Origin of the sequence: Nocardiopsis sp. NPDC049922 (assembly GCF_040660275.1) — a bacterium.
Taxonomy (GTDB): domain Bacteria; phylum Actinomycetota; class Actinomycetes; order Streptosporangiales; family Streptosporangiaceae; genus Nocardiopsis.
Genome location: NZ_JBFAME010000021.1, coordinates 1 through 23,226, shown reverse-complemented (window position 1 = coordinate 23,226; position 23,226 = coordinate 1). Strand labels below are relative to the sequence as shown.

Sequence of the window (23,226 nt, the reverse complement as noted above, 5' to 3'; positions counted from 1 at the left end):
CGCCGGGCGGAGGGAGGAGAACACGACATGGCAGTCGAACAGACAGCGTGCCCGACCTTCTCGGAACGCTCCGAAAGCAGCGATACGGTCCGGGAGTTCGGTGGTCCGGATACGGTGACCGGGCTCATCGCCGCACGGGTCGAGGCCTCGCCGGAGGCGACCGCGGTGGTCGACGCGAACGGCCCGGTGAACTACCGGGAGCTCGACCGCCGGGCGTCCACGGTGGCGGCCCGGCTGGCGGGGGCGGGCATCCGCCCGGGGGCGGTGGTGGGGGTAGCCCTGGAGCGGTCGGTCACCATGGTGGCCGCTTGGCTGGGGGTGCTCAAGGCGGGAGCCTCCTACCTGCCTCTGGACCCCTCCCATCCCGTGTCCAGGCTGCGCTTCATGCTGGAGGACACCGGAGCCGGCCTTCTCCTGGGCACGGACGAGACCTGCGCCGCCATCGGTGGTTCCGGAACACCGACACTGGCGATGGACGGCGAGCGGTGGCCCCTGGAACAGGGGCCGGAGGAGGCCGCAGCGGTAGCGGCGTCCGCCCCGGTGCGGCCCCACGACCCGGCGTACACGATCTACACCTCCGGTTCCACCGGCACCCCCAAGGGGGCGGTGATCGAGCACCGGAACATCGCCAACACCCTGCGATGGCACGTGGACGAGATGGGTGTCTCCCCGGGGGACAGGGTGGGCCAGACCGCGGCCGGCAGCTTCGATGTCGCCTCCTGGGAGATCTGGGCCAACCTGATCGCCGGCGCCGAGCTCCATATCGCCCCCGAGGCGGTGCGGCGCGTCCCCGAGGAGCTGTGTCGGTGGGTCGTGGAGCGCAGGCTGGGGTTCGTCTGCCTGATCACCCCCGTCGCCGCCCTGGCGATCCAGCACGGGTGGCTCCAGGGGTCGAGCCTGAAGGTCCTCATGACGGGCGGCGAGAAACTGAACGCCGCGCCACCGGCCGACGCCACCTACCGCTGCGTCAATCTGTACGGGCCGACGGAGACCTCCGTCATCGCGACCTGCGCCTGGGTCCGTAACGGGGAACGGGGAGCCCCGCCCATCGGTCGGCCCATCGCCAACACCGTCGCCCACGTCCTGGACACCGAGCGCCGTCCGGTTCCCGTTGGCACCCCGGGTGAGCTGTACATCGGGGGAGCCGGAGTGGGGCGTGGCTACCTGGGGCGGCCGGAACTGACGGCCGAGCGGTTCATCGCCGATCCCGTCTACCCCGGGGGTAGGGTCTACCGGACCGGTGACACGGTACGCCGTCGCCCCGACGGCCAACTGGAATTCCTCGGCAGAGTCGACGGTCAGCTGAAGGTCAACGGCTACCGGATCGAGTCCGGAGAGGTCGAGGCGCGGCTGCGCGCCCACCCGGCCGTCCGGGACGCCGCGGTCACGGTCTGGCGTCCCCGCGCCGGTCACCCGCGGCTGGCGGGCTACGTCGCGGGAGAGGCAGGGCTGGACGGCGCCGACGTGCGGGGCTGGCTGGCCGGGCGGCTCCCCGCGCACATGGTTCCCGCCGTGATCGTCCCCTTGAAGGAACTGCCGCTCACGGAGCACCAGAAGGTCGACCGCGACGCCCTACCCGACCCCGGGTCGCTGCTGGAGGCGGCGGACGGGGAAGGGGCGGGCGGAGACGGTCCGGAGCCCTGGCCTGACGCCTCGCTCGCGGCCCTGGCCGAGGACTGGCGGGCGGCGTGCGGCGTCCGGGCGCGCGCCTCCGAGGACACTTTGGTGTCCTTGGGCGCCGGCTCCCTGGACCTGGTGGCGCTGCGCGTCAGACTCTTGGAGCACCGACGGCTCACCGTGCCCTCCGAGCTGCTCACTCTCGACCAGACGCTGGCCGAGCAGGCCCGGCTGGTCGCCGGGCTGGCGCCGAAGGACCGGACCGGAAACGCCCCCGGGGGTGCCACCGAGGGATTCGGCAGCCTGGGCCAGGAGGCGATCGTCTTCCTGGAGGAGGCCGCAGGGACGGGCATGGGCTACCAGTATCAGGCCGTGCTGGAAGGGCCGGGCGCCCCGGACACCGCCGTGCTGGAACGTGCACTGCTCGCCGTCCTCAGGAGTCAGTCCGCACTCGCCTGCCGCTGGCGGATGACTCCCCGAGGCCTGGAGGGACGGCACGTCGATCTCGACGGTCTGCCGCTGAAGGTGCACACGGTGGACACGGCCGGTGTGGACGACCTGATCGCTGAACTGGTCGACCGGCCCATCGGCTACGACGACTTCCCGCTGATCGGTTGGGACCTGGTGCGGCACCCGGACGGCACGGTGCTGCTCCAGCGCGAACACCACCTCATTCACGACGGCTGGTCCGTCGGTGTGCTGCTGCGCCTGTTGCAAGACGCCTACCGCACTCTTGAGCAGGGGCTGGAGTGGACGCCCGACGACGGCGCCATGACCTACTTCGATTGGGCCGCCGCACAGCGCGAGCGCGGGCGCGGTCCGGCCGGCGAGGAGGCCAGGGCGTTCTGGCGAGAACATCTCGCTGGTGCTCCCGTGGGCCGCGCGGAGGTGCCGTGGCGGACCTCCCCCGAACTCTCGGGCCTGAGCGCTGAGGTGAGCGTCCTGCGGCTGAAGGGCCGCCGCTCCGCACGGCTGAGGGAGCAAAGCGCCCGGATCGGCGTCACCCCGTTCTCCTTCCTTCTCGCCTGCTTCCGGCGGTTGGCCTGCGAAGTCCAGGGTGTCGACCAATGCGTCATCGGTTCCGGGTTCGCCAACAGGGACGCCGCGACCAGGGACATCGTCGGCTGTTTCGTCAACGTCCTCCCGCTGCGCGGCGGAGGCGCCGTCCCCACGGCCGCCGACGCGGCACGCGCGGAGATGGAGCTTATCGCCGAGGCCGGCCGTCACCAGTGGCTGCCCACCGCCGAGATCGTCAGGACGGTCGCGCCGGGCCAGGGCCTGAGCCACACCCCCCTGTACCAGATCATGTTCAGCCAGCATGACGCACCGCTGCCCGAGGTCCGCCTGGGCGAGTGGCGCCCCTGGGTCCGCGAGCTGTCGAACGGGCGGGGCAAGACCGATCTGAGCGTCATCGTGATGAACCGCGACCTGCAACATGCGAGGGCCTCTGCGCGGCGGGACACGGGCGATTACGCACTGAGGTGGGAGCACGACCCCGCCCTCTACCCCCGCGAGGTCATCGCGTCGTTGCAGCAGCGGTTCACCCGGCTGCTCGACCGTGCCCTCGCGGACCCCCACCGGGCCCTGTCCGATGCCGGATGAGGTCCCCGAAGGCCGAGAAGGGCCGCCGAACCGAGAGACCGGCCGGACCGGCGGCCCGGAGGAACACGTGAAACCCACAAGGAAACGGAGTGCCCTCATGAGCGGCGGTCACGTGACGGACATCGTTCGCGAACGTTGGTGTGAAGTTCTCGAAACCGGACATGCGGAGGACGAGCAGGACTTCTTCCTGGCGGGCGGGCATTCCCTGCTGGCCGTCCGCCTCACCAGCGCCCTGCGGGCGGACCTCGACATCCCTGTTCCGGTCTCGGCACTCTTCGAGTCCCGGACGCTGGGCGCTTACACCGCGCAGGTGCAGGACCTGCTCGCGACGGAATCCCGAGGGGCGGGTCGGCCGTGACGACGAGAGAAGAGACGGCCGCTTCGGCCACGCTGCCCGCCGCGATCCGGGCGGCCTGGCGGTCGGCCCTCGGCACGGAGTTCGACGGTGACGCCGACTTCTTCGCGCTCGGCGGCGACTCCTTGGCCGCCCTGTCCATCGCCGCGAAGCTCGAGGAGAGCCTGGGCTTTCGCGTTGGTCTGCGGGTGCTCTTCGAACACCCGCGACTCGACGACTACATCGACGAGGTGGCACGCATCGCAAAGGAGGCCTGGTGATGGGTCGGGTGGACGAGTTCGTGCCCACGGTCTCCCCGGAGGAGATGCTCAAGGACCCGTGGGCGTCCCGGGCGATCCTTCGGGAAGCCCTCGACTGGCTCTCCCCGAACGCCGAGGGGCTGGACGAGGACGGCCAGCGCCTCCTCGCCCGGCAGGTGGGCGTCAAGTCCGGGCTGTACGCGGCCGAGTACCCGATCGAATACGGCGGCTGGTCGATCCCGGAACTGGTCGCGGTGGAGCTGCGGGAGGAGGCGGCGGCGACGGGGCTGTGGTACTCCCGATACCTGCTCTCGAACTTCCACGGTCCCAGCCGCCTCCTCATGCAGGCCACACCGGAGCAGCGGGAGCGGTGGCTCCGCCCCCTGGTCGAGGGACGCTGGACCCGCTGTCTGGCGATGACCGAGGAGAGCGGCGGATCGGACCTCGGCGCCATGCGGACGACGGCGACCTGGACCGGCGACGGTTGGGAGCTCAACGGACGCAAGTTCCTGATCGGCAACGCCGCGGACGCGGAGGTGGCTATCGTCCTCGCGCACGCGGTCGGCGGCCGAGCGTCCGGGCCCTCCTTCTTCATCTTCCGCACCACCGCCCCCGGCTGGAGGGTACTCAGGCGGCTGCCCGGGATGGACCCCAAGTACAAGGCCTACGAGGTCGAGATCGACGGCGTGCGGCTGCCGGAGTCCGCGGTCATCGGCGGCTCCGGGCAGGTCGGCGCGGGCATCGGGAAGGTGAGCGAGGGCATGGCCTACGGGCGCCTGGCCATGGCCGCCCGGGCGGTCGGGCTCGCCCGGTACGCGTTGGGCGTGGCACGGCGGCACGCCTCCGAGCGCGTGATCGGCGGCGGCCGACTGAGCGACAACCAGTACATACGGGAGTTCCTCGTCCGGTCGGACGTCGCCGTCGAGGCCTCACGATGCCTGGTGCGCCGGGCGGCCGCGGCTCTGGATGAGGGGGCCGTCGCGGTACGCGAGGCGGCCATGGCGAAGCTCTTCGCCACCGAATCCGCCTGCCAGGTGGCCGACGACGCCATGCAGACGCTCGGTGGCCGGGGTTGGCTGGCTGAGTACCGGCTGGAACAGGTCTACCGGGAGCTTCGCGCCTTCCGGATCGCCGACGGGGCCTCTGAACTGCTCAAGGAGACCATCTTCCACCTCCCGCCCGTCACCCCCCTGCGAACGGAGTGAGCGATGCGCAGCGACCAACCGACCCAGCCCCCTCCGGCGACGGACACCCCATCGCTCTGGCTCCATCCGGTACGGGAGAGCGGCGACCCGGCGGTGGGCCGTCTCGTCTTCTTCCCGCCGGCCGGTTCGAGCGCTTCGATGGGCTGGACACTCCGGGAGGCGGTACCCGAGGAGTGGTCGGTGAGCAGTGTGCAGTACCCAGGCCGGGGGCCACGGCTGCGGGAGCCGTTGGCGGACTCCGTCCGGGAGATGGCGGAGGCATGTCTGCCGGACGTCGACGACGGCACCGACCGACCACTGCTGCTGTTGGGCCACAGCTTCGGGGCCTATCTCGCCTACGACGTGGCGCAGCTGCTGGAACGACGGCACCGACCGGCCACCGGGCTCCTGGTCTCCGGGATGCCCGCGCCCGGCACCGCTCTCCGCACCATGTCCCCCGAGGAACTGAGCGACGCCGCGCTGATCGACTCGCTGGGGCGGCAGGGCGTCACGGACCCCGAGCTGCTCGCCAACGAGGAGCTGATGCAGATGGTCCTTCCGGTACTCCGGGCGGATCTGGCCCTGGCTCGCGGCTTCACGGACGATCACGGCCGCCGGTTGGCCACGGCCGTCCTCGCGCTCGGCGGTCGGGAGGATCCTCTCGTCACTTCACGGCAACTGGCCGCCTGGCGAGAGGTCACCGAGCACTGGCTGGGGGTCGAGCTGGTTCCCGGGGACCACTTCTCGTATCTACGGGAGCCGGATCTGTTGCCCGGAATCCTGGAGCGTCACGGGGTCCTGACATGCTGAGCGCGCCCGACACCGGTGGAGTACCGGACCACGCGGTCACCTGTCGGCGGGTGATGCACTGGGCGGAACGGCACCCCGACAGACCCTGCGTCATCGAGGGCGGCGATTCGGCCACCTTCGCCCACCTGCTGGAAGAGGTCAACCGCAACCGGCGGGTCCTGGCACGGCGCGGAGTCGGCCCCGGTGACCTCGTGGCCATCGCCCGTCGGCGGCGTGTCGACGCGATCGCCGGGATGCTGGCGGCATGGTCAACGGGGGCCGCCTACCTCCAGCTGTCCCTCACCCTGCCGGCGGCCCGGGTCGATCAGCTCCTCGACCTGGCACGCCCGGCGGCGGTGCTCAGCGACCCTCCCCGCTCGGGGGAGCCGCCACAGCTCCGCGTCCGGGACACTCCCGCCCGGCGGCTCGCCCCCTCGGCGGCCTACGTGATGTTCACGTCGGGTTCCACCGGCAGACCCAAAGGCGTGGTGCTCGGGCACGACGGGCTCGCGGCACTGGTGCGATGGCACGGGAGCACGACCGCACTCGCCCCGGGGGAGTGCGCGAGCCAGGTCGCCGACCTGGCCTTCGACGCGAGCGTCTGGGAGATCTGGGGCGCGCTGGCGCACGGGGCCTGCCTGGCCGTCCCCTCCCTGGACGAGCTGCTCCAGCCGGCGGAGCTTCAGGGGTTCCTGCTCCGCCATCGGGTGCGTGCGGCGTTCGTGCCCACCGGCCTGGTTCCCGGTCTGCTCGACCTGGAGTGGCCACGCAAGGTACCGCTGCGGGTTCTGTTCACCGGTGGCGACCGGCTGACCGGCTGGCCGACGGAACGGCACCCCTTTCGACTGGTCAACGCCTACGGCCCCACCGAGTGCACGGTCGTGTCCACCTGCCTCGCCCTGGAACCGCGCGACGGGGAGGCCGAGCCGCCGCCCATCGGACGCCCCCTGCCCCACGTGCGGACTCGGATCGCCCGGGCGGACGGGACGGCGGCGCGCCCCGGTGAGCGCGGAGAGCTGTGGCTCAGCGGCCCCGCACTGGCCCTCGGTTACCTGGACGATCCCCCCGACGGCGGCCCCTTCGTCACCGAGCACGGCGCCGACAGGGCCGAAGAGGCGGCGACCGACGGGACCAGGCGCTGGTACCGGACCGGCGACCTGGTCGTCGAGGACGCGGACGGTCTCCTGCACTACCTGTCCCGGGTGGACGACCAGTTGCAGATCCAGGGACGCCGCACCGAGCCGGCCGAGATCGTGCGGTCCGTGCTCACGCTGCCGGAGGCGGGCGAAGCCGTGGTCTTCACCCGTGAGACACCGTCCGGCGACAGGCGGCTGGCCGTGGCCGTGACACCGGCGACCGTCAGCCCGGCAGAGCTCCAGCGCCACCTCTGCCGACGGCTGCCCACCTACATGATCCCGTCCGACATCTACCCGTTGGACGCCCTTCCGCTGACGGCCAACGGCAAGTTCGATCTCGCCGCGCTCCGCCGGCGAGCGGACCGGCCAAGGGAGAACCCATGACACTCGAGGAGCAGGATTCCGCCACCGCGCCGGTCCACGTCCCCGCGCCCCGGGTACAGCACCGGCTCTGGGTGGCGGGCCAGCTGACCCCGCACCCGGCCGCGTACCTGGGGTGTACCTTCCTCAGGCTGCGCGGCCCCCTGGACACCGAGGCATTGACCCGGGCCCTCACCGAGATCGTCGACCGGCACCAGGTGCTGCGGACCTCCGTGGGCGTGCGGGACGGGGAGCTCGTGGGAACGCTCCACCCCTCGGAGGCCTTTGGGCTCGGCGTTGAACACGTCAGGCCGGCCGACCTGGACGAGGTCATGCGGGCCGAGGCGTCCGCCCCACTGGACATCGAACGCGGGCTGCCACTGCGTGCCCGTCTGCTGCGCCTGGGGCCCGACGATCACGTCCTCAGCCTCACCGTCCACCACCTGGCCTTCGACCGCGGATCGGTGCGGGTGCTCTGCGACGAGCTGGAGACCCTGTACGCACACCACGCACACCGCCCCGCCCATCGGGGAGAGGCCGGTCGCCCTCCACTGGAGCCGCTGACCCGCCAGTTCCGTGACATCGCCCTGGAGGAGGACGCCCGCCATGACGCCGGGGAGTACGAGCTGTTGCTGGAGCGCCGCCGGGAGGCCCTGGCGGAGCTGAGCCCCTTCGAGCTTCCCCCGGACCGGCCCCGACCCCCCGGCCGCAGCGGTGAGGGAGCCCTCCACTACGCCTTCGAGCTGCCCGCCGAAACCGTCCGTCGACTGGCCGACATCGGCCGCGGGCGAGCCGCCAGCCTCTACATGGTGTTGCTCGCCGCCTGCCAGTCGGTGCTCTACCGCCATACCGGGCGCACGGACGTCACCACCGGAACGTCCTCGTCCACCCGCCGTGACCCCGGTGCCGACCCGGTGATCGGCCCCTTCCTCAACATGCTGGTCATCCCCGGCGACGTCTCGGGCGACCCGTCCTTCGGCGAGCTCGTCAGCCGGGTACGCGACCGGGCCTTGGACGCCTACGAGGCGAGGTTGCTGCCCTTCAACTCGGTCCTCACCGCGCTCGGAACCGACCGCGACCCCGCCCGCACCCCTCTGTTCCAGGTCCTCGTGGACTTCACCGTCCCGGTCGAGCCGCCGTCACTGGCGGGGCTGCGCGTGGAGGAGCTGCCCACCCCCGGCGCCGGGGCCAAGTACGACCTGACCATCGAGTTCCACCGCACGGGGGAGGGCGTGGGGTGCGCCGTCGAATGGGACACCGCGCTCTACGACCGGAGCACCATCACTCGGCTGACCGGCCATCTGCGGCGTGTCCTGACCGCGGTCGCGGACGATCCCGACCTCCGGACGGACCGGATACCGATGCTCGGCCCGGAGGAGAGCCGCCGGATCCAGGAGTGCGCCGTCTCCGAGCCGTCCTCGCCGTCCACCCGCTGCCTGCACGAACTCTTCACCGAGCAGGCGGACCGCACGCCCGACGCCGTCGCGGTGGAGGAGGGAGGGCTCACCCTCACCTACGCGGAACTTGACAGGGAGTCGATGGCCATCGCCCGAGCTCTGGTGAGCCGGGGCGTCGGACCGGACGTGCCCGTGGGGGTGTTACTGGACCGGTCCGTCGACATGGTGACCACCGTTCTGGGCATCCTCAAGGCGGGCGGAGCCTACCTGCCCATCGACCCCGAGACACCACCGCACCGTATCGGCGCCCTGCTCAGCGCTGCGTCGGCACCGGTCTGCGTCGTGCCGGAGGAAGGCGAGAGCGCCGACACCGACCTGGCCGAGGCACGCGCGGCCGCGGTCGAGGCCGACTGCGCCACCGTCGACCCCGGCACGCTGCGTCGTTCCGGAGCCGCCTCCCAGACTCCGCTCCCGTCGGTGCGTCCCGCGCATCTGTGCACGGTGTACTTCACCTCCGGCTCCACGGGCACACCCAAGGGGGTGGCCAGCACGCACCAGGGCTGGGTCGGCCAGATGGGCAACATGCAGCGCAGATATCGGCTGTCGGCCGGGGACGCCGTCCTGCTGAAGACCCCGCTCAGCTTCGACGACGTAGGACGGGAGATCTTCTGGACCCTGATGGTCGGCGGTCGGATCGTCGTCGTGCCACCCGGTCTGCACCGCGACCCCCGTGCCCTCCTCCAGGCCGCCATCGCCCACCGGGTGCGCTGGTTGCAGTTCGTCCCGAGCATGCTGGCCCTGTTCCTGGAGGAGATCGGCCCGGAACACCTCGACGGGCTCAGCGCCCTCCGGCACGTGGTCTCCGACGGAGACCGGCTGAGCCCGGAGACCGTACGACTGTTCTTCGAGCGGCTGGGGCCGCTCGGCTGCCAGCTGAACAACCACTGGGGTACCACCGAGGTCTCCATCGACTCGACCCACCATGAGTGCGATTCCGGGGACGGTGAGGGCGAGGAGGCCGTGGCCCTGGGCCGACCGATGGAGAACCACGCCGTCTACGTCCTGGACCACACGTTCCAGCCGGTACCGGTGGGGGCGTTCGGGGAGCTCTGCATCGGAGGCACGGGGCTCGCCCGCGGTTACCTGGCGGACCCGGGGCGGACGGCACGGGCCTTCATCCCCCATCCGTGGCGGCCGGGCGAGCGGCTGTACCGAACCGGGGACACCGGCAGGCTGCTCCCCGGGGGCTCGTTCCAGTACGGCGGTCGCGGCGACCACCAGGTGAAGATCCGCGGGATCCGGATCGAACTGGGCGAGGTGGAGGCGGCCGTGCGGGCCTTCCCGGGCGTCTCCGACGCCGTGGCGACGGTCTGGGAACCCGCACCGGGGGACCGCCGTATCGTCGCCTACGCCGCCCACACCTCGTCGGCCGACGGCTCCGCCGACGCCGAGGAGGCCGAGATCAGGGGTGCTCTTCGCGACTTCCTGGTGGCCCGGCTGACACCCGCGGCGGTGCCGGGCGCGCTTGTGCTCCTGCCCCGACTGCCCCGTAACCCCAGCGGCAAGGTCAACCGCCGGGCCCTGCCCCCGCCGGACCCCGACGCGCTGCACATCGAGCCCTACACCGCTCCGGAGACCGACGCCGAGGAGGCGGTCGTCGGCATATGGGCCTCGGTTCTGGGCCGCACCCGCCTGGGGGTCAAGGACGACTTCTTCGCCGCGGGCGGCCACTCGCTGCTCGTCACGCGGGCCGTCAACCGGATGCGCGAAGCCTTCGGAGTCGACGTGCCGGTGCGCCTGATCTTCGAACACCCCACCGTTCGGGAGACCGCCCTCCGGTTGGAGGAGATGGTCCTCGCCGACATCGAGTCCATGAGCGACGCCGAGGCCGAACGCCTGGCGGTCGTCGAGACCCCGCACACACGGGGAGCAAGGGAGAGAGCCGATGTCCGAGCCTTGTGAGCCCACGTTCAGGGTCGTCGTCAACGACGAGGAGCAGTACTCCCTGTGGCCTGCGGGCAGGGAGATCCCGGCCGGCTGGCACGACGAGGGAACTGAGGGCACCGAGGATGAGTGCGTCGCGCACATCGAGACGGTGTGGGTGGACATGCGTCCCCGCAGCCTCCGCGAGCGAGTTCCCGAGGAGACGCGATGACCATCTCCAACGCCGACCGAGCGGCTGGCCTGTCGGACCGGAAACAGGAGCTTCTGCGCCAACGCCTGCGTGGCGCGGCCCACGCCGGACGACCCCCCGGCATCCCACGGCGCGCCGCCGAGCCCGCTCCGCTCTCACCCGTCCAGCACGGCATGTGGGTCACGCAGCAGTTCCTGGAGGACACCGCCCTCTACAACGTCCCCCGGGTCCTGCGCATCTCCGGCCCGCTCGACGTCACCGCTCTGCGCGACGCCTTGGACACGCTCGTCCGGCGCCACGAGATCCTGCGCACCACCTACCCCGATCCGGCCCGTCCCCTCCAGACGGTCTCACCGCCGGGGCCGGTGGCGCTCCGTCGCGAGGACGTCTCCCACCGCCCGCCCGACCGTCGGTGGGCGGAGGCGATCCGCCATGCCTCCGCGGAGATCGCGAGCCCCTTCGACCTGGCGGAGGGTCCGGTGTTCCGGGCTTTGCTGATCACCGTGGAGAGCGGACCGGAAGACCCCCTCCACGTCCTCGTCCTGAACACCCACCACATCGCGACCGATGACTGGTCCTCCAGTCTGCTGCTCCGCGAGCTCGACGAGGCCTACGGCGCCCTGGCGGAGGGGCGGGAACCACGGCTGCGGCCGCTGCCCGTCCAGTACGGCGACTACTCCTCCTGGCAGCACGAGCGGATGACGGGAAAGCGCTCGGAGCGCCAACTCGCCTGGTGGCGCGAGACGCTCGCCGCCACCCCGCGCGTCCTGGAGCTCCCCACGGACCTGCCCCGCCCGACCACCCCCTCCCACCGGGGAGCCGCGGTCCGGCGTGTGCTCGGTCCGGGCCTGGCCGACCGGGTGCGCGCCGTGGCGGCCGCGCACGGGGTCACGCTCTACACGGCGCTGCTCAGCGCCTTCTCCCTGGTCCTTGGCCACTACTCCGGCCAGACCCGATTCGCCGTCGGCTCGCTGCTGTCGGGACGGAACGCGGCGGAGACCGAATCGCTCGCCGGCCTCTTCGTGAACGCGGTCGCGCTTCCGGCCGACCTGACCGGCGCTCCCCCCTTCAGCGAGGTGCTGAGCAGGACCCACAGTACGATCATGGGCGCCTTCGACCACCAGGACGTCACCTTCGAGCAGGTGGTCGCGGACCTCGGCGTGGACCGCACGGAGTCCCGCAATCCTGTGTACCAGGTTCTGTACCAGTGTCTGGAGTCCAGCGAGCGCCTGCACCGGCTCCCGGGGCTGAACGCCGAACCGGTGGCCCTGGGAGAGGAGACGGCGAAAGTCGACCTCACCCTCACCGCCGTCAACGGCGCCGACCACATCGAGCTGAACCTGAACTACGCCACCGACCTGTTCCAGGCCGCCACGGCCGAGAGGCTGCTGGGCCACCTGGAGAACGTGCTGGAGCGGGCCGTCCGCGACCCCGACCGGAAGATCACCCGGAAAGCGGTGCTGGGCCCCGCCGAATGGCGGACGGTGACCCGCGACCGGGCCCGCGACACCGACCGATATCCGGACGCGGACCGGTACCCGCTGGACGAGACGGTGGTGGGCCTGTTCCGCGCCCAGGCGGCGGCGACCCCTTCCGCGCACGCGATCAGCACCGGCACTGAGACGTTGACCTACGCCGGGTTGGACGAGCTCACCGACCGGATCGCCCGGAGCCTTCGTCTGCGGGGCGTGGGTCCCGGAGACGCCGTCGGCGTCAGCCTCCTGCGCGGCGTCGGCATGGTGGCCACCGTCATCGGGATCCTCAAGGCGGGCGCCGCCTATGTGGCGCTCGACCCCGCCTACCCCGCCGCCCGCCTCCGACTGATGATGAGCGACGCGGGTGTGCGGTTCGTCGTCGCGGAAGGGCCCACCGCCGCGGCGGCCATGCCGGACGCCCCGGACGCACCCGGCGAGGCGCCCTCGCCACTGCGGTACGCCGAACTGGCCGCCCCGCCGGACGATCGGGAGCGCCCCCTCACGGACCGCCGACCGGTGCCGCCCGCGTCCGCGGACGTGGCGTACATCATGTACACCTCAGGGTCGACCGGACGACCCAAGGGTGTGGTCATCACCCACCACGGTCTGACCAATCTGCTCCTCGGCGCCCGGGATCTGCTGCACTCCGGGCCGGCGGACCGCTGGCTGCTGCTCACCTCGCTCAGCTTCGACCCGTCGGTCATCGAGCTGTTCCTGCCACTGATCACCGGCGGGCGGGTCGTGGTCGCACCGGACGAGGCGCGCTTGGACGGAGCCGTCCAGCGTCGGCTCATCAAGGAACACGGGGTGACCCACGTCCAGACGACGCCGTCCGGTTGGCGGCTGCTGCTCTCCGACGATCGGGATATCGCGTTGTCCGCGGCCATCACCGTCGGCGAGGTGCTGACGCCACAGCTGGCCCGGCGGATCCAGGCCCGAGCACGACGCCTCGTCAACGCCTACGGTCCCACCGAGGTGACCGTCTACGCGAGCTACGCCGACGTACCTGCGGACCCGGACACGGTCACCGTCGGCAGACCGGCCGCCAACGTACGGGTCTATCTGCTGGACGACGAGTTGGAACCGGTGCCCCACGGGGCCACGGGCGAGATCTGCGTCGGTGGTGAGGGCATCGCGCACGGCTACCGCGATCTCCCCGGCCTTTCCGCGCGACGCTTCGTGCCGGATCCGTTCGGGCCGCCAGGTTCGCGCCTGTACCGCACCGGGGACCGCGGCCGCTACCGGCGGGACGGCGAGATCGAACTGCACGGACGTGTCGACGACCAGGTCAAGATCCGGGGCCACCGGGTCGAGCCGGGAGAGGTCGAGACGGTCCTCCAGGCGCATCCGGCGGTGCGGGAGGCGGCCGTGGTGGCGTCCCCGGGCCCCAGCGGCGTACTGCGGCTGATCGGCTACGTGGTCCCCTCCCCTCCGGAGGGGGAGGACACGCCGACGGCCGGTCGGACGGAGGACGAGGTACGCCGGTACCTGGAGGCCGTGCTGCCCGCGTACATGGTGCCCGGCGTGTTCGTCCCCTGTGACGGTCTGCCGCTCACCCCGAGCGGGAAAGTCGACCGGAAGGCGTTGCCGGAGGCGGGGGAGGCCTCCTCCGGGGCCACCTTCGTTCCCCCGCGTACCGAGGCCGAACGGGTTCTCGCCGACGTCTGGGCCACGGTGCTGGGACGGGAGACCGTGAGCGCCGGGGACAACTTCTTCGCCATCGGCGGCGACTCCGTCCTCGCGATCCATGTGGCGGTGAACGCGCGGAAGGCCGGGCTGGAACTCAGCCCCCGGCAGATCCTCACCCGGCAGACACTGGCCGAACTCGCAGCCGCGGCACGGCCTGCCGACGACCGGGAGCGGTCGGCCGCGGTGCCGTCCACACCAGTGATTCCGCAGGGGCTGGACCTCGATCCGGAACGGACCGAGGACGTCTACCCCCTGACACCGATGCAGGCCGGGATGCTGTACCACACCCTCAGGGAACCCACCGAGTACGTGCGGTACCTCGTGTGCGACCTGCCCGGCGACCTCGACACCGAGGCCTTCCGACGCAGCTGGGACGGGGTGCTCGCACGGCACACCGCGCTTCGGACCCGGTTCACCTGGGAACACACCCCCGAACCCCTCCAGATCGTGGAGCGGCCCTCCCGCGCCGTGTTCCACCGTCTCGACTGGCGGGGCCTGGACGCGGAGGAGCGGGACCGCCGCTTCACCGCGCTGATGGACGCCGAACGACGGCGCCCCTTCGACCTCGCCGCCGGCCCTCCCCTCAGATTCACGCTGATCCGGGAGGACATTCGGTACCGGCTGCTCCTGAGCCTGCACCACATCGTCTTCGACGCGTGGAGCCTCAACCTCGTCATGGACGAGGTGTTCACCCGCTACGCGTCCCTGAGCGAGGGGAAGGAGCCGCCGGAACTCCCGGTTCCCGTGCCCTTCCGCGCCTACGCCGACCGGGTGCGCGGCCGGTCGCCGGATGGGGAGTACTGGCGGGAGCTGCTACGGGGGTTCGGCGCACCCACCGATCTGCGTATGAGCCCTCCACGAGGCGCGTCCCGAGGGTTGGGCGTGCGCCGGTGGGAGCTACCGGAGGACCTGGTCGAGGGGGTCCGCGCGCTCGCGCGGCGCTGTCGTGTCACGGTGGGGGCCGTCCTGCACGCCGCCTGGGGACTTCTGCTGAGCCGCTACGCCGGTGCCACGGACGTGGTGTTCGGCTCGACGGCCGCCGGACGCTCCGACGGCATGCCCGGCGCCGAGCGGGCGGTGGGACTGCTGATGAACACCCTGCCGGTCCGGCTCCGCACCCCCGGCGGGCTGCCCGTCGCCACCTGGCTGCGGCAGGTGCACACGCAACTCGCCGAACTCCGCGAGCATGAGCACGCCTCGTTGGTGGAAGTCCAGCGGCAGAGCGACGTCCCGGCCAGCGAGCGGCTCTTCGACACCATCCTGGTCTTCACCAACAACGAGCACCGGCCCGCCGGCCCGCGCCCCGCGGCGCTCTCCATGGCCGGTGAGGGGGAGGCGAGTGGAACCGGCTACCCCCTGGTGCTCAGCGTCGTCCAACGGGACGGCCTCGCCCTGGAACTGGAGCACCGGCTCGACTACTGCGCACCCGACGCGGCGCGGCGGATGGGGGACCACGTCGAGGCGGTCCTGCGGAACCTGTGCCGGGAGGACGCGGTCCTCGCGGACGTCGAACCGCTTCCGGAGAGCGAACGCCAGCTGGTGACCGAGGAGTTCAACACCACGGACGCCGACTACCCGAAGACGTCGACGGTGCACGGCCTGTTCGAGGAGCAGGTGCGGCGCGACCCGGAGGCCACGGCCATCGTGGACCACGGCGGGCGGCGGGTCTCCTACCGGGAACTCAACGCCCGGGCCAACCGGTTGGCCCATCACCTGCGAGGACTGGGGGTGGGGGCCGAGTCCCTGGTGGGAGTGTGCCTGGAGCACTCGGTGGAACTCTTCGTCGCGCTCTTCGGCATCCTGAAGGCGGGTGGAGCCTATGTCCCGCTCGACACCGAGCACCCGCCCGAGCGGCTGGCCCTCATCCTGCAGGACACGGGAGCCGCGGTCACGGTCACGGCCGGGCGGGGGGCGGACGCTCTTCCACCGTCGTACCCGGGCCGGGTGGTCGGTCTGGACGACGAGTCCGTGTTCGCGTCGTGTCCCGTCACGGACCCGGAGCCGCTCACGGACGCGCACTCCCTGCTGTACGTGATCTACACATCGGGCTCCACGGGGGTGCCCAAGGGCGTGCTGGTTCCACACCAGGGCGTGGTGAACTACCTGTGGTGGGCGGTGTCCGGCTACGGCCTGGAAGGCGCCTCGGGTGCGCCGATGCTGGGCTCGATCGCCTATGACCTGTCCGTGCCGAACTTCTTCCTCCCGCTGATCGGCGGCAAGGACGTCACGCTGCTGGACCGGGACCGGCCTTTGGAAGCCCTGTCCGATCTGCTCCGGGAACCCGGCGACTACAGCCTCCTGAAGATCACACCGGGGCACCTCGACGTTCTGCGCGGCGTCCTGGGCGAGAAGTCCGTCGATTCGGTGCGCACCTTCGTGGTGGGCGCCGACGAGGTCCGCGCGGACACCGTCGCCGGGTGGCGGGAGGTGGCACCGCGATCCCGGATCATCGACGAGTACGGCCCGACGGAAACCGTCGTCGGATGTTCGACCTACGTGGTCCCTGACGATTTCGACCCCTCCGTCCCGGTGTCGATCGGCGTACCGATCGCCAACATTCGTATGTACGCACTGGACGAGCGGCTGCGGCCGGTGCCGATCGGAGTCCCCGGCGAGCTGTACATCGGCGGTGACGGGGTGGTCCGCGGATACCTGAACCGGCCCGGGCTGACCGCCCGGCGCTTCCTCCCCGACCCGTTCAGCCCGGTACCCGGAAGCCGGTTCTACCGGACGGGCGACCTGGTGCGGTTCCGGCCGGACGGGAACCTGGAGTTCCTGGGGCGCAACGACCACCAGGTGAAGATCCGCGGTTACCGAGTGGAGCTGGGAGAGGTGGAGACCCGGCTGTTGAGCCACCCGGACGTCGTGGAAGCTGTGGCGAGCGCCTGGCGGGACCCCAACGGCCACAAACGGCTGGTCGCCCACCTGGTGACCGCCGACGGCCGACCGTCCCCCACCCCGGCGGAGCTGAACGAGCACATGCGCCGGACCCTGCCCGACCCCATGGTCCCGACGACGTACACGGTGCTGGACGCCATGCCGTTGAACCCCGCCGGCAAGGTGGACCGTTCCGCCCTTCCCCGCCCCGGCTCCTCGAAGGCCGACGGAGCCGAAGCCCCCGAACAGCAGCCGCGGAACGAGAGCGAGCGCCTGCTGGCCCGGGTCTGGGCCGAGGTGTTGGGGCTGGACGAGGTGGGCGTCCACCAGGACTTCCTCGATCTCGGGGGAGACTCGATCCTCTCGATCCGGATGATGGCGGCAGCCCGGCGAGTCGGCCTGTCGCTGACACCCCGGGATGTCTTCGCCGCACGGACCGTGGCCGAGCTTGCGTCCGCCGTCGGTGAAGGAGCGCCTCAGGCACCGCTCCACGCGGAACAGGACACGGTCACGGGAGAGGTCCCGCTGACGCCGATGGGGCGGTGGTTCACCGCTCTCGACTGGCCGCACGCCCACTACAACCAGTCGGTGCGGCTGCGCTGGGACCGGCCGGTCGACGCCGACGCCCTGAGGTGGGCGCTGGAGGCGATGGTGGAACACCATGACGCGCTGCGGCTGCGCCTGGACCGGCTGCCCGGAGGGGCGTGGCGACAGCACATCGCGCCTGTTGAAGCGGCGGGGCCGCTGTGCGTGCTGGATCTCAGCGGCGTCGCCGACCGGGAGGAGGCCGTCCGGCGGGCCGCCGACGAACTGCACCGCGGCCTCGACCTGAGGCACGGTCCGCTTCTGCGCGCCCTGCTGATCACCCACGGTCCGGACGCACCCGATGAGCTGCTGATCAGTGTGCACCACCTGGCCGTCGACACGGTGTCCTGGTCGGTCCTGCTGGACGACCTCGCCGACGCCTACCGGCAGTGCCTCGACGGCGAGCCTCCGACCCTGCTGCCCAAGACCACCTCCTTCCAGCACTGGGCCCGACGCCTGAGCGAGTACGCGGTCGGTTCGGACTTCCACGCTGAGGCGACGTACTGGCGGGAGAGGCGGGGGCCGTCGGGCCCCTTTCCCGTGGACCACCCCGGCGGGGACGACACACAGGGATCCACGGCCGTGGTCGGCCGCGCGCTGGAGCCGGGGGCCACGGAGGCACTGCTGAGGACGGCGCACGACGCCTACGGCACCCGGATCGACGACCTGCTGATCACCGCCCTGGCCCAGGCCCTCGGCCCGTACACCGGGGGCACGGTCCACGTCGATCTGGAGAGCCACGGCCGTGAACCGCTCTTCGACGACGTGGACCTCTCGCGCACCGTCGGCTGGTTCACCGCCGTGCGCCCACTGCGGATCCGGCTTCCCCAGCTCAGCGATCCGGGACGGAGCGTCCGCGCGGTCCGGGAGCTTCTGCGCGCCGTCCCGCACCGGGGGATCGGGTACGGCCTCGCCCGCTACCTGGGCCCGGAACCGTTCTCAGACGGCCGGGCCCCGGTCAGCTTCAACTACCAGGGGCAGGATGGGCCCCGGGAGGCCGGGGGGCTGTTCACCCGGCTCGGACCGGCACCGGGAGCGGCGCGCTCGCCGCATGGCAGGCGCCCCTACCTCATCGACGTCAACTGCGCGGTGGTGGACGGCGCCCTTCGGACGGAGTGGGCCTATTCGACGGGGCTGCATCGGAAGGCGACGGTGGAGGGTCTGGCGGACCGATTCATCGGTCGGCTGCGGGCACTGCTGGAACACTGCGCGGCCGTGGCTTCGGAGCGGGACCGATCTCAGAGCGACCGCCGTACCGACCGCCTGATCCCGGGTGCCCCCTTCGTGGCACTCCATCGGCACCGCCACCGGGTACCGGGCGCCGCCGTGGCGCTCATCGACGGTGGCCGGGTATGCGCCGAATGGGGGGACGGGATCGCCGACCGGTCGTCCGACCTGCCGGTCCGGGCGGACACCGTCTTCCAGGCCGGCTCAGCGAGCAAGCACGTCACCACCGTGGCGGCTCTGCGGCTGGCCCAGGACGGCGTTCTCGACCTCGACGAGGACGTCAACGCGTATCTGCGCACTTGGCGGGTGCCGGTGCTGGACCCGGGCCGGCCCGTGACGGCACGGCATCTGCTGTCGCACACTGCGGGCCTGTGCGAGGACGAGTTCGGCGGGCGCGGGGCGGTCCTTCGCGGCGGCGGAGTGCCCACCGCCCTCGATGTGCTCATGGGCCGCCCGCCAGCCGCCACACCGCCGGTCCGCGCTGAGTCGGTCCCTGGAGAGCGGTTCCGCTACTCCGGTCACCACTTCGTGGCCATGGAGCGGGTCCTGCGGGACCTGACGGGGGTTCCGTTCCCCGAGCTCATGCGAGAGCTGGTCTTCGATCCGCTGGAGATGCGCGACGCCGGTTACGGCGACGCCTTCCTCCACGGTCGGGACGGCGGTACGGCCGTGGGCCACGGGAACGACGGCCTTCCGGTGGAAGGGGGGTGGCGAGTCTATCCAGCGGGCTCCGGCGGACTCTGGGCGAGTGCGGGCGACATGGCCCGGCTGTCGGCTGAGGTTGTGCGCGCCCACACCGGTGGCGGCCTGGTCCTCGACCGACGGTCCTCCCGGGAGATGCTGACGAGGGTTCCCGGAGCCGCCTACGGTTTGGGCACGGTCATCCGTCCGTCCGCAGACGGCGTCTGGATCGGACACCCGGGGGACGCCGTCGGCTTCCGGTGCTACGCCGCCGCCAGTCTGGAGACGGGCACGGGCCTGGTCGTCATGGCCAACGGCGAGGGAGGAGCCGAGTTCACCCTCGATCTGCTGGCCCACGTCGGTCTGGAGATGAACGTCCTGGTGAGCCGGGGCTGACCCGGTGCCGTTCCGCGGTCGGCTTCCCCGCTCGCCGGGGAAGCCGACCGGTGCGTTTAACGCGCGAGGCGGTGGAGGGCGACCAGGCCGCCGTAGGCGGGCCGGTCGAGGCGCTCATGGTCGGTCGCCACGTATTCGTCCAGGACGGCCAGGATGCGGCGGTCTAGCTCGGTCGCCTCCTCGGGCGACAGGTGCAGCATGAACCGCGCGAAGGTCTGGAGCGATTCGGGTCCGGCCTCGTGCAGTTCCTCCTGGAACGCCTCGATGGGGGCGAAGGAGGACTCGGGGGCGTCACCGGGGGTGGGTGAGCTCAGCCACCACGACAGCCCGGTCGAACGGTACGGCTTCTCCAAGGCGCCGCTGACCCCGGTGCGGACGGGGGCTGACTCCAGGAAACCCGCCTCAGTGAGCTGTCGTACGTGGTACAGCACCGTGCCTGGATCCCGGTCGAGCCGGTCGGCCAGCTGCTTGTTCGTCAGTTCTTCCCGGGCGCACAGTCGCAGGATCCGGACCCGAAGCGGATGGGCCAAGGCCTTGGCCTCGCGGACCGTCGCCACGCGGCGTTCCCACCTGGCCGGACGCCCCCCGCCCGACTGCGGTTCCCACTGGTCGGCGGCGGGTTTCGCGTTCACCTGATCACCCATGGGCCCAGTCTATGGGCGGGATCTCCAGCGATGGCGAGGTGAGCCCCCGACCGGAGGCGTCGATGGACTTAAGAGAATCGATTGATTTTTCTACATCGAAGTGTGATTATCGATCCATGGCCACCCACACACCCCCTCGGAAACCCCCTTCCTCCCGGTCGAGGCTCGGCGCGTCCTACTGGCGTCTGTGGACGTCCGCCGGCCTGGCGAACATCGCCGACGGCCTCATCCGGACCGCCCTTCCGTTCGTCGCCGTCCAGATGACCCGCTCACCCGTCCTGATCGCGGGCGTCGCCATCGCATTGACCCTGCCCTGGCTACTCTTCGCGCTCCCCGCCGGGGCGCTGGCCGACCGGTTGGACCGCCGCCGGGCGATGCTGGCCGCTAACGGCCTGCGGGTCACCCTGCTCGGCGTTCTGGTGCTGCTGTCCGTGCTCGGCGCCGACTCCATCTGGGTGCTGTACGGGGTCGCCTTCTGCATCGGTGCCGCGGAAACGCTCAACGACACCGCCGCCCAGTCGATCCTTCCGCAGGTGGTCGGCCGCGATCAGCTACCCCGGGCCAACGGCCGCCTGTACGCGGCCCAGTTGACGGCTAATGAGTTCATCGGGCCGCCGCTGGCCGGTTTCCTGGTGGCGGTGGGCGTCCTGTTCGCCTTCACCACGCCCGCGGCTCTGTGGCTCCTCGCTGCCGTGGCCCTGCTGCTGATACCCGGCCGGTTCCGGGTCGCCCGCGAGCGGCGCACCTCCCTGCGGTCCGACATCGCCGAAGGGCTGAGCTTCCTCTGGCACCACCGGATGCTGCGTGCGTTCGCGCTGATGGCGGGCGTCTTCAACTTCGCCACCAGCGCCGTGCTGGCGGTCTTCGTCCTCTACGCGGTCGGCCCCGAGTCACCGATGGGGCTCTCCGAACCCGCCTTCGGTCTTGTGCTGACCACCATCGCGGCCGGAAGCCTCATCGGATCGTTGCTGGCCGAACGCATCGAGCGGCTGCTGGGACGTACCCGCTCCCTCGCCCTGGCCTTCATCGGCGGTGCCGCGCTGCTGGGCATCCCCGCGATGACCGCCCACCCCCTGCCCATCGTCGCCGGTTTCCTCACCGGAGGGATCGGCATCATGGTTTGGAACGTCGTCACCGTCTCCTTGCGGCAGCAGGTCACGCCCGACCGGCTGCTCGGCCGTGTCAACAGCTGCTACCGCCTCGTCGCCTGGGGCGTCCGCCCCCTCGGCGCCGCCGCCGGCGGACTGCTGGCCCACCTGTTCGGCCTTCGGCCCGTTTTCGCCGTCATGGCCTTGCTCACCCTCACCCTGCTCGCAGGCCTGAGGTCGCTCACCCCCGAACCCGGCATCAGGGGTTGAACCATCGGTACCCGGGGTTCGATTCATCCGCGTGATGCCCAGCGTGCACCCGACTTCGCCATCCGTTTCCACGTGGACAGAGGAGACCGACTCGAAGCGGAAGTTGTCGTATTTCCGGATGCGCACGTCCACCCGTTCGAAGCCGAGGAGGGCCACCAGTTCATGGACGCCTTCCTCGGTGATCAGGAACACGCGGATCCTGTACTTCGCATAACGCCAGGCACCGCCACTGACGCCTGCTTTCTTGCAGGGGCGGTTCGGGGGCTGGGGGAAGGCGTGGGTCACGACACGGTGCCACGCCAGCCGATGGTGGCGAGGACCATCGTCTTGTCGGCGTTCAGCCACGCCTCCATCTCCTCCTCGGAGAGGCGTGTGGTGTCCATGGACCCAGGGCTGTTGCAAAGTCGGGTGAGTACGTGCCGGACGTTCCCCCGAGTAGTGGACATAGCGGACACTGGATGAGAGTCCAGGAGAGGGGTATGTCCTGGTGGGGGTTACAGGAGCCCGGAGGAGTTCCGGGGCGCTTTCGGCGTCAAGCGGCTGTGCGCGGTGCCGGGCCTGTCCCGGTCCGGCTTCTACTCCTGGCGTAGGAGCCGATCCGCACGCAAGGTGCGCGCCACCGTGCCCGCACCCGATGATCGGCCGGTACCCGACCTGTTGGAGCGGGACTTCACCGCCATGGAGCCGAACACCCGCTACGTCGGTGACATCACCTACCTGCCGGTGGACCGGGGCCGGTTCCTGTATCTGGCCACGGTGACCGACCTGTACTCGCGCCGGGTGGTGGGTTGGTCGATCGCCGACCACATGCGTTCGTCGTTGGTCACGGACGCGTTGGAGGCGGCCCGGGTCGAGCGCGGATCGTTGGCCGGGGCGGTGTTGCACTCCGATCACGGCGCCCGGTACAGCTCGGCCGCCTTCGCCGCGGTGTGCGACAGGTTTGGCGTGGTGCGGTCGATGGGCGTGGTCGGTTCCAGCGCGGACAACGCGGCGGCGGAGTCGTTCAACGCCGCACTCAAGCGGGAGACGCTCGCGGGGCGGGGACTGAAGCGGTGGGCGAGTGCGAGGGCGGCACGGTTGGCGGTGTTCTCCTGGATCTGCTGGTACAACACCCGGCGGCGGCATTCAGCCAACGGGCAGTTAGCCTGGGGCTCGCTGCCTGGCCAGAAGATGTCCACACTTCAGGGGAAATCCCCTGGTCCGTAACCGCGGTCCCTGGAGGAACCTGGACGAGGTGGAGATCGCGGTGGCCGAGTACGTGGACTGGTTCAACCACCGCCGCCTGCACGGCGAGATCGGTCTGGTCCCACCGGCGGAGTTCGAGGACGACTTCTATCGGAACGAGGTCGGGTCAACACAGGCTGAAGCGTTGGTTCCCAGCCTCCAATAAGAGCTCATCTCATTTGGCGAGTCTGCGGAAACAAATCAGCGTGCAGGCGATGCCCGTGAAGGCGAGGAAGTGGTCGGCCTTGCGCTCGTAG

12 protein-coding genes and 1 pseudogene are annotated in these 23,226 nt (G+C 71.1%); 12 read left to right on the top strand and 1 reads right to left on the bottom strand.

The features are described from left to right. Positions 1 to 27: 27 nt before the first annotated feature. From AB0I72_RS25825 to AB0I72_RS25785, 9 genes are all read left to right on the top strand, one after another. Positions 28 to 3,219, top strand: coding sequence for an amino acid adenylation domain-containing protein (locus AB0I72_RS25825; protein WP_358573115.1), 3,192 nt, complete (start codon positions 28 to 30; stop codon positions 3,217 to 3,219). A gap of 112 nt (positions 3,220 to 3,331) precedes the next feature. After that, positions 3,332 to 3,577, top strand: a complete 246-nt coding sequence (locus tag AB0I72_RS25820; protein ID WP_358573113.1) for a phosphopantetheine-binding protein — start codon at positions 3,332 to 3,334, stop codon at positions 3,575 to 3,577. Next, on the top strand, positions 3,574 to 3,834 hold the full coding sequence (locus AB0I72_RS25815) for a phosphopantetheine-binding protein (RefSeq protein WP_358573111.1): 261 nt from the start codon (positions 3,574 to 3,576) through the stop codon (positions 3,832 to 3,834). Before AB0I72_RS25820 ends, AB0I72_RS25815 begins: the two co-directional genes overlap by 4 nt. Beyond that, positions 3,834 to 5,018 (top strand): acyl-CoA dehydrogenase family protein, encoded by a 1,185-nt coding sequence (locus AB0I72_RS25810; protein ID WP_358573109.1) that lies wholly within the window; start codon positions 3,834 to 3,836, stop codon positions 5,016 to 5,018. Before AB0I72_RS25815 ends, AB0I72_RS25810 begins: the two co-directional genes overlap by 1 nt. 3 nt (positions 5,019 to 5,021) lie before the next feature. Continuing rightward, on the top strand, positions 5,022 to 5,807 hold the full coding sequence (locus AB0I72_RS25805) for an alpha/beta fold hydrolase (RefSeq protein ID WP_358573107.1): 786 nt from the start codon (positions 5,022 to 5,024) through the stop codon (positions 5,805 to 5,807). Then, the gene (locus AB0I72_RS25800; RefSeq protein ID WP_358573105.1) at positions 5,801 to 7,306 is read left to right on the top strand and encodes an amino acid adenylation domain-containing protein; all 1,506 of its coding nucleotides are present in this window, start codon (positions 5,801 to 5,803) and stop codon (positions 7,304 to 7,306) included. The genes AB0I72_RS25805 and AB0I72_RS25800 overlap by 7 nt, the downstream gene beginning before the upstream one ends. Then, complete coding sequence (locus AB0I72_RS25795; protein ID WP_358573103.1) at positions 7,303 to 10,641, top strand: amino acid adenylation domain-containing protein; 3,339 nt, start codon at positions 7,303 to 7,305, stop codon at positions 10,639 to 10,641. The genes AB0I72_RS25800 and AB0I72_RS25795 overlap by 4 nt, the downstream gene beginning before the upstream one ends. Then, positions 10,625 to 10,834, top strand: coding sequence for an MbtH family protein (locus AB0I72_RS25790; protein ID WP_358573101.1), 210 nt, complete (start codon positions 10,625 to 10,627; stop codon positions 10,832 to 10,834). Before AB0I72_RS25795 ends, AB0I72_RS25790 begins: the two co-directional genes overlap by 17 nt. Then, a complete protein-coding gene (locus tag AB0I72_RS25785) occupies positions 10,831 to 19,743 on the top strand; it encodes an amino acid adenylation domain-containing protein (protein WP_358573099.1) in 8,913 nt (2,970 codons plus the stop codon). The genes AB0I72_RS25790 and AB0I72_RS25785 overlap by 4 nt, the downstream gene beginning before the upstream one ends. A 56-nt stretch (positions 19,744 to 19,799) precedes the next feature. On the opposite strand, the gene AB0I72_RS25780 is transcribed toward AB0I72_RS25785, so the two are convergent. Next, entirely contained in the window at positions 19,800 to 20,387 is a 588-nt protein-coding gene (locus AB0I72_RS25780) for a helix-turn-helix domain-containing protein (RefSeq protein WP_358573097.1), read from the bottom strand. Between the two features lie 116 nt (positions 20,388 to 20,503). Between AB0I72_RS25780 and AB0I72_RS25775 the strand changes: the two genes are divergently transcribed. From AB0I72_RS25775 to AB0I72_RS25765, 3 genes and pseudogenes are all read left to right on the top strand, one after another. Next, positions 20,504 to 21,745 carry an MFS transporter gene (locus tag AB0I72_RS25775; RefSeq protein WP_358573096.1) on the top strand — a complete coding sequence of 414 codons (1,242 nt, stop codon included), beginning with the start codon at positions 20,504 to 20,506 and terminating at the stop codon, positions 21,743 to 21,745. 531 nt (positions 21,746 to 22,276) lie between these two features. Next, positions 22,277 to 22,951, top strand: a pseudogene (locus tag AB0I72_RS25770) (IS3 family transposase); the annotation flags it as partial. Then, positions 22,905 to 23,135, top strand: coding sequence for an IS3 family transposase (locus AB0I72_RS25765; protein ID WP_358573142.1), 231 nt, complete (start codon positions 22,905 to 22,907; stop codon positions 23,133 to 23,135). The pseudogene AB0I72_RS25770 and the gene AB0I72_RS25765, both read left to right, overlap by 47 nt. The last annotated feature ends 91 nt before the right edge of the window (positions 23,136 to 23,226 follow it).

Bases quoted from the DNA above. Each gene is read 5' to 3' on its own strand.
- AB0I72_RS25795 (WP_358573103.1), top strand. From the start codon at position 7,303: ATGACACTCGAGGAGCAGGATTCCGCCACCGCGCCGGTCCACGTCCCC.
- AB0I72_RS25805 (WP_358573107.1), top strand. From the start codon at position 5,022: ATGCGCAGCGACCAACCGACCCAGCCCCCTCCGGCGACGGACACCCCA.
- AB0I72_RS25810 (WP_358573109.1), top strand. From the start codon at position 3,834: ATGGGTCGGGTGGACGAGTTCGTGCCCACGGTCTCCCCGGAGGAGATG.
- AB0I72_RS25775 (WP_358573096.1), top strand. From the start codon at position 20,504: ATGGCCACCCACACACCCCCTCGGAAACCCCCTTCCTCCCGGTCGAGG.
- AB0I72_RS25800 (WP_358573105.1), top strand. From the start codon at position 5,801: ATGCTGAGCGCGCCCGACACCGGTGGAGTACCGGACCACGCGGTCACC.
- AB0I72_RS25790 (WP_358573101.1), top strand. From the start codon at position 10,625: ATGTCCGAGCCTTGTGAGCCCACGTTCAGGGTCGTCGTCAACGACGAG.
- AB0I72_RS25785 (WP_358573099.1), top strand. From the start codon at position 10,831: ATGACCATCTCCAACGCCGACCGAGCGGCTGGCCTGTCGGACCGGAAA.
- AB0I72_RS25825 (WP_358573115.1), top strand. From the start codon at position 28: ATGGCAGTCGAACAGACAGCGTGCCCGACCTTCTCGGAACGCTCCGAA.
- AB0I72_RS25780 (WP_358573097.1), bottom strand. From the start codon at position 20,387: ATGGGTGATCAGGTGAACGCGAAACCCGCCGCCGACCAGTGGGAACCG.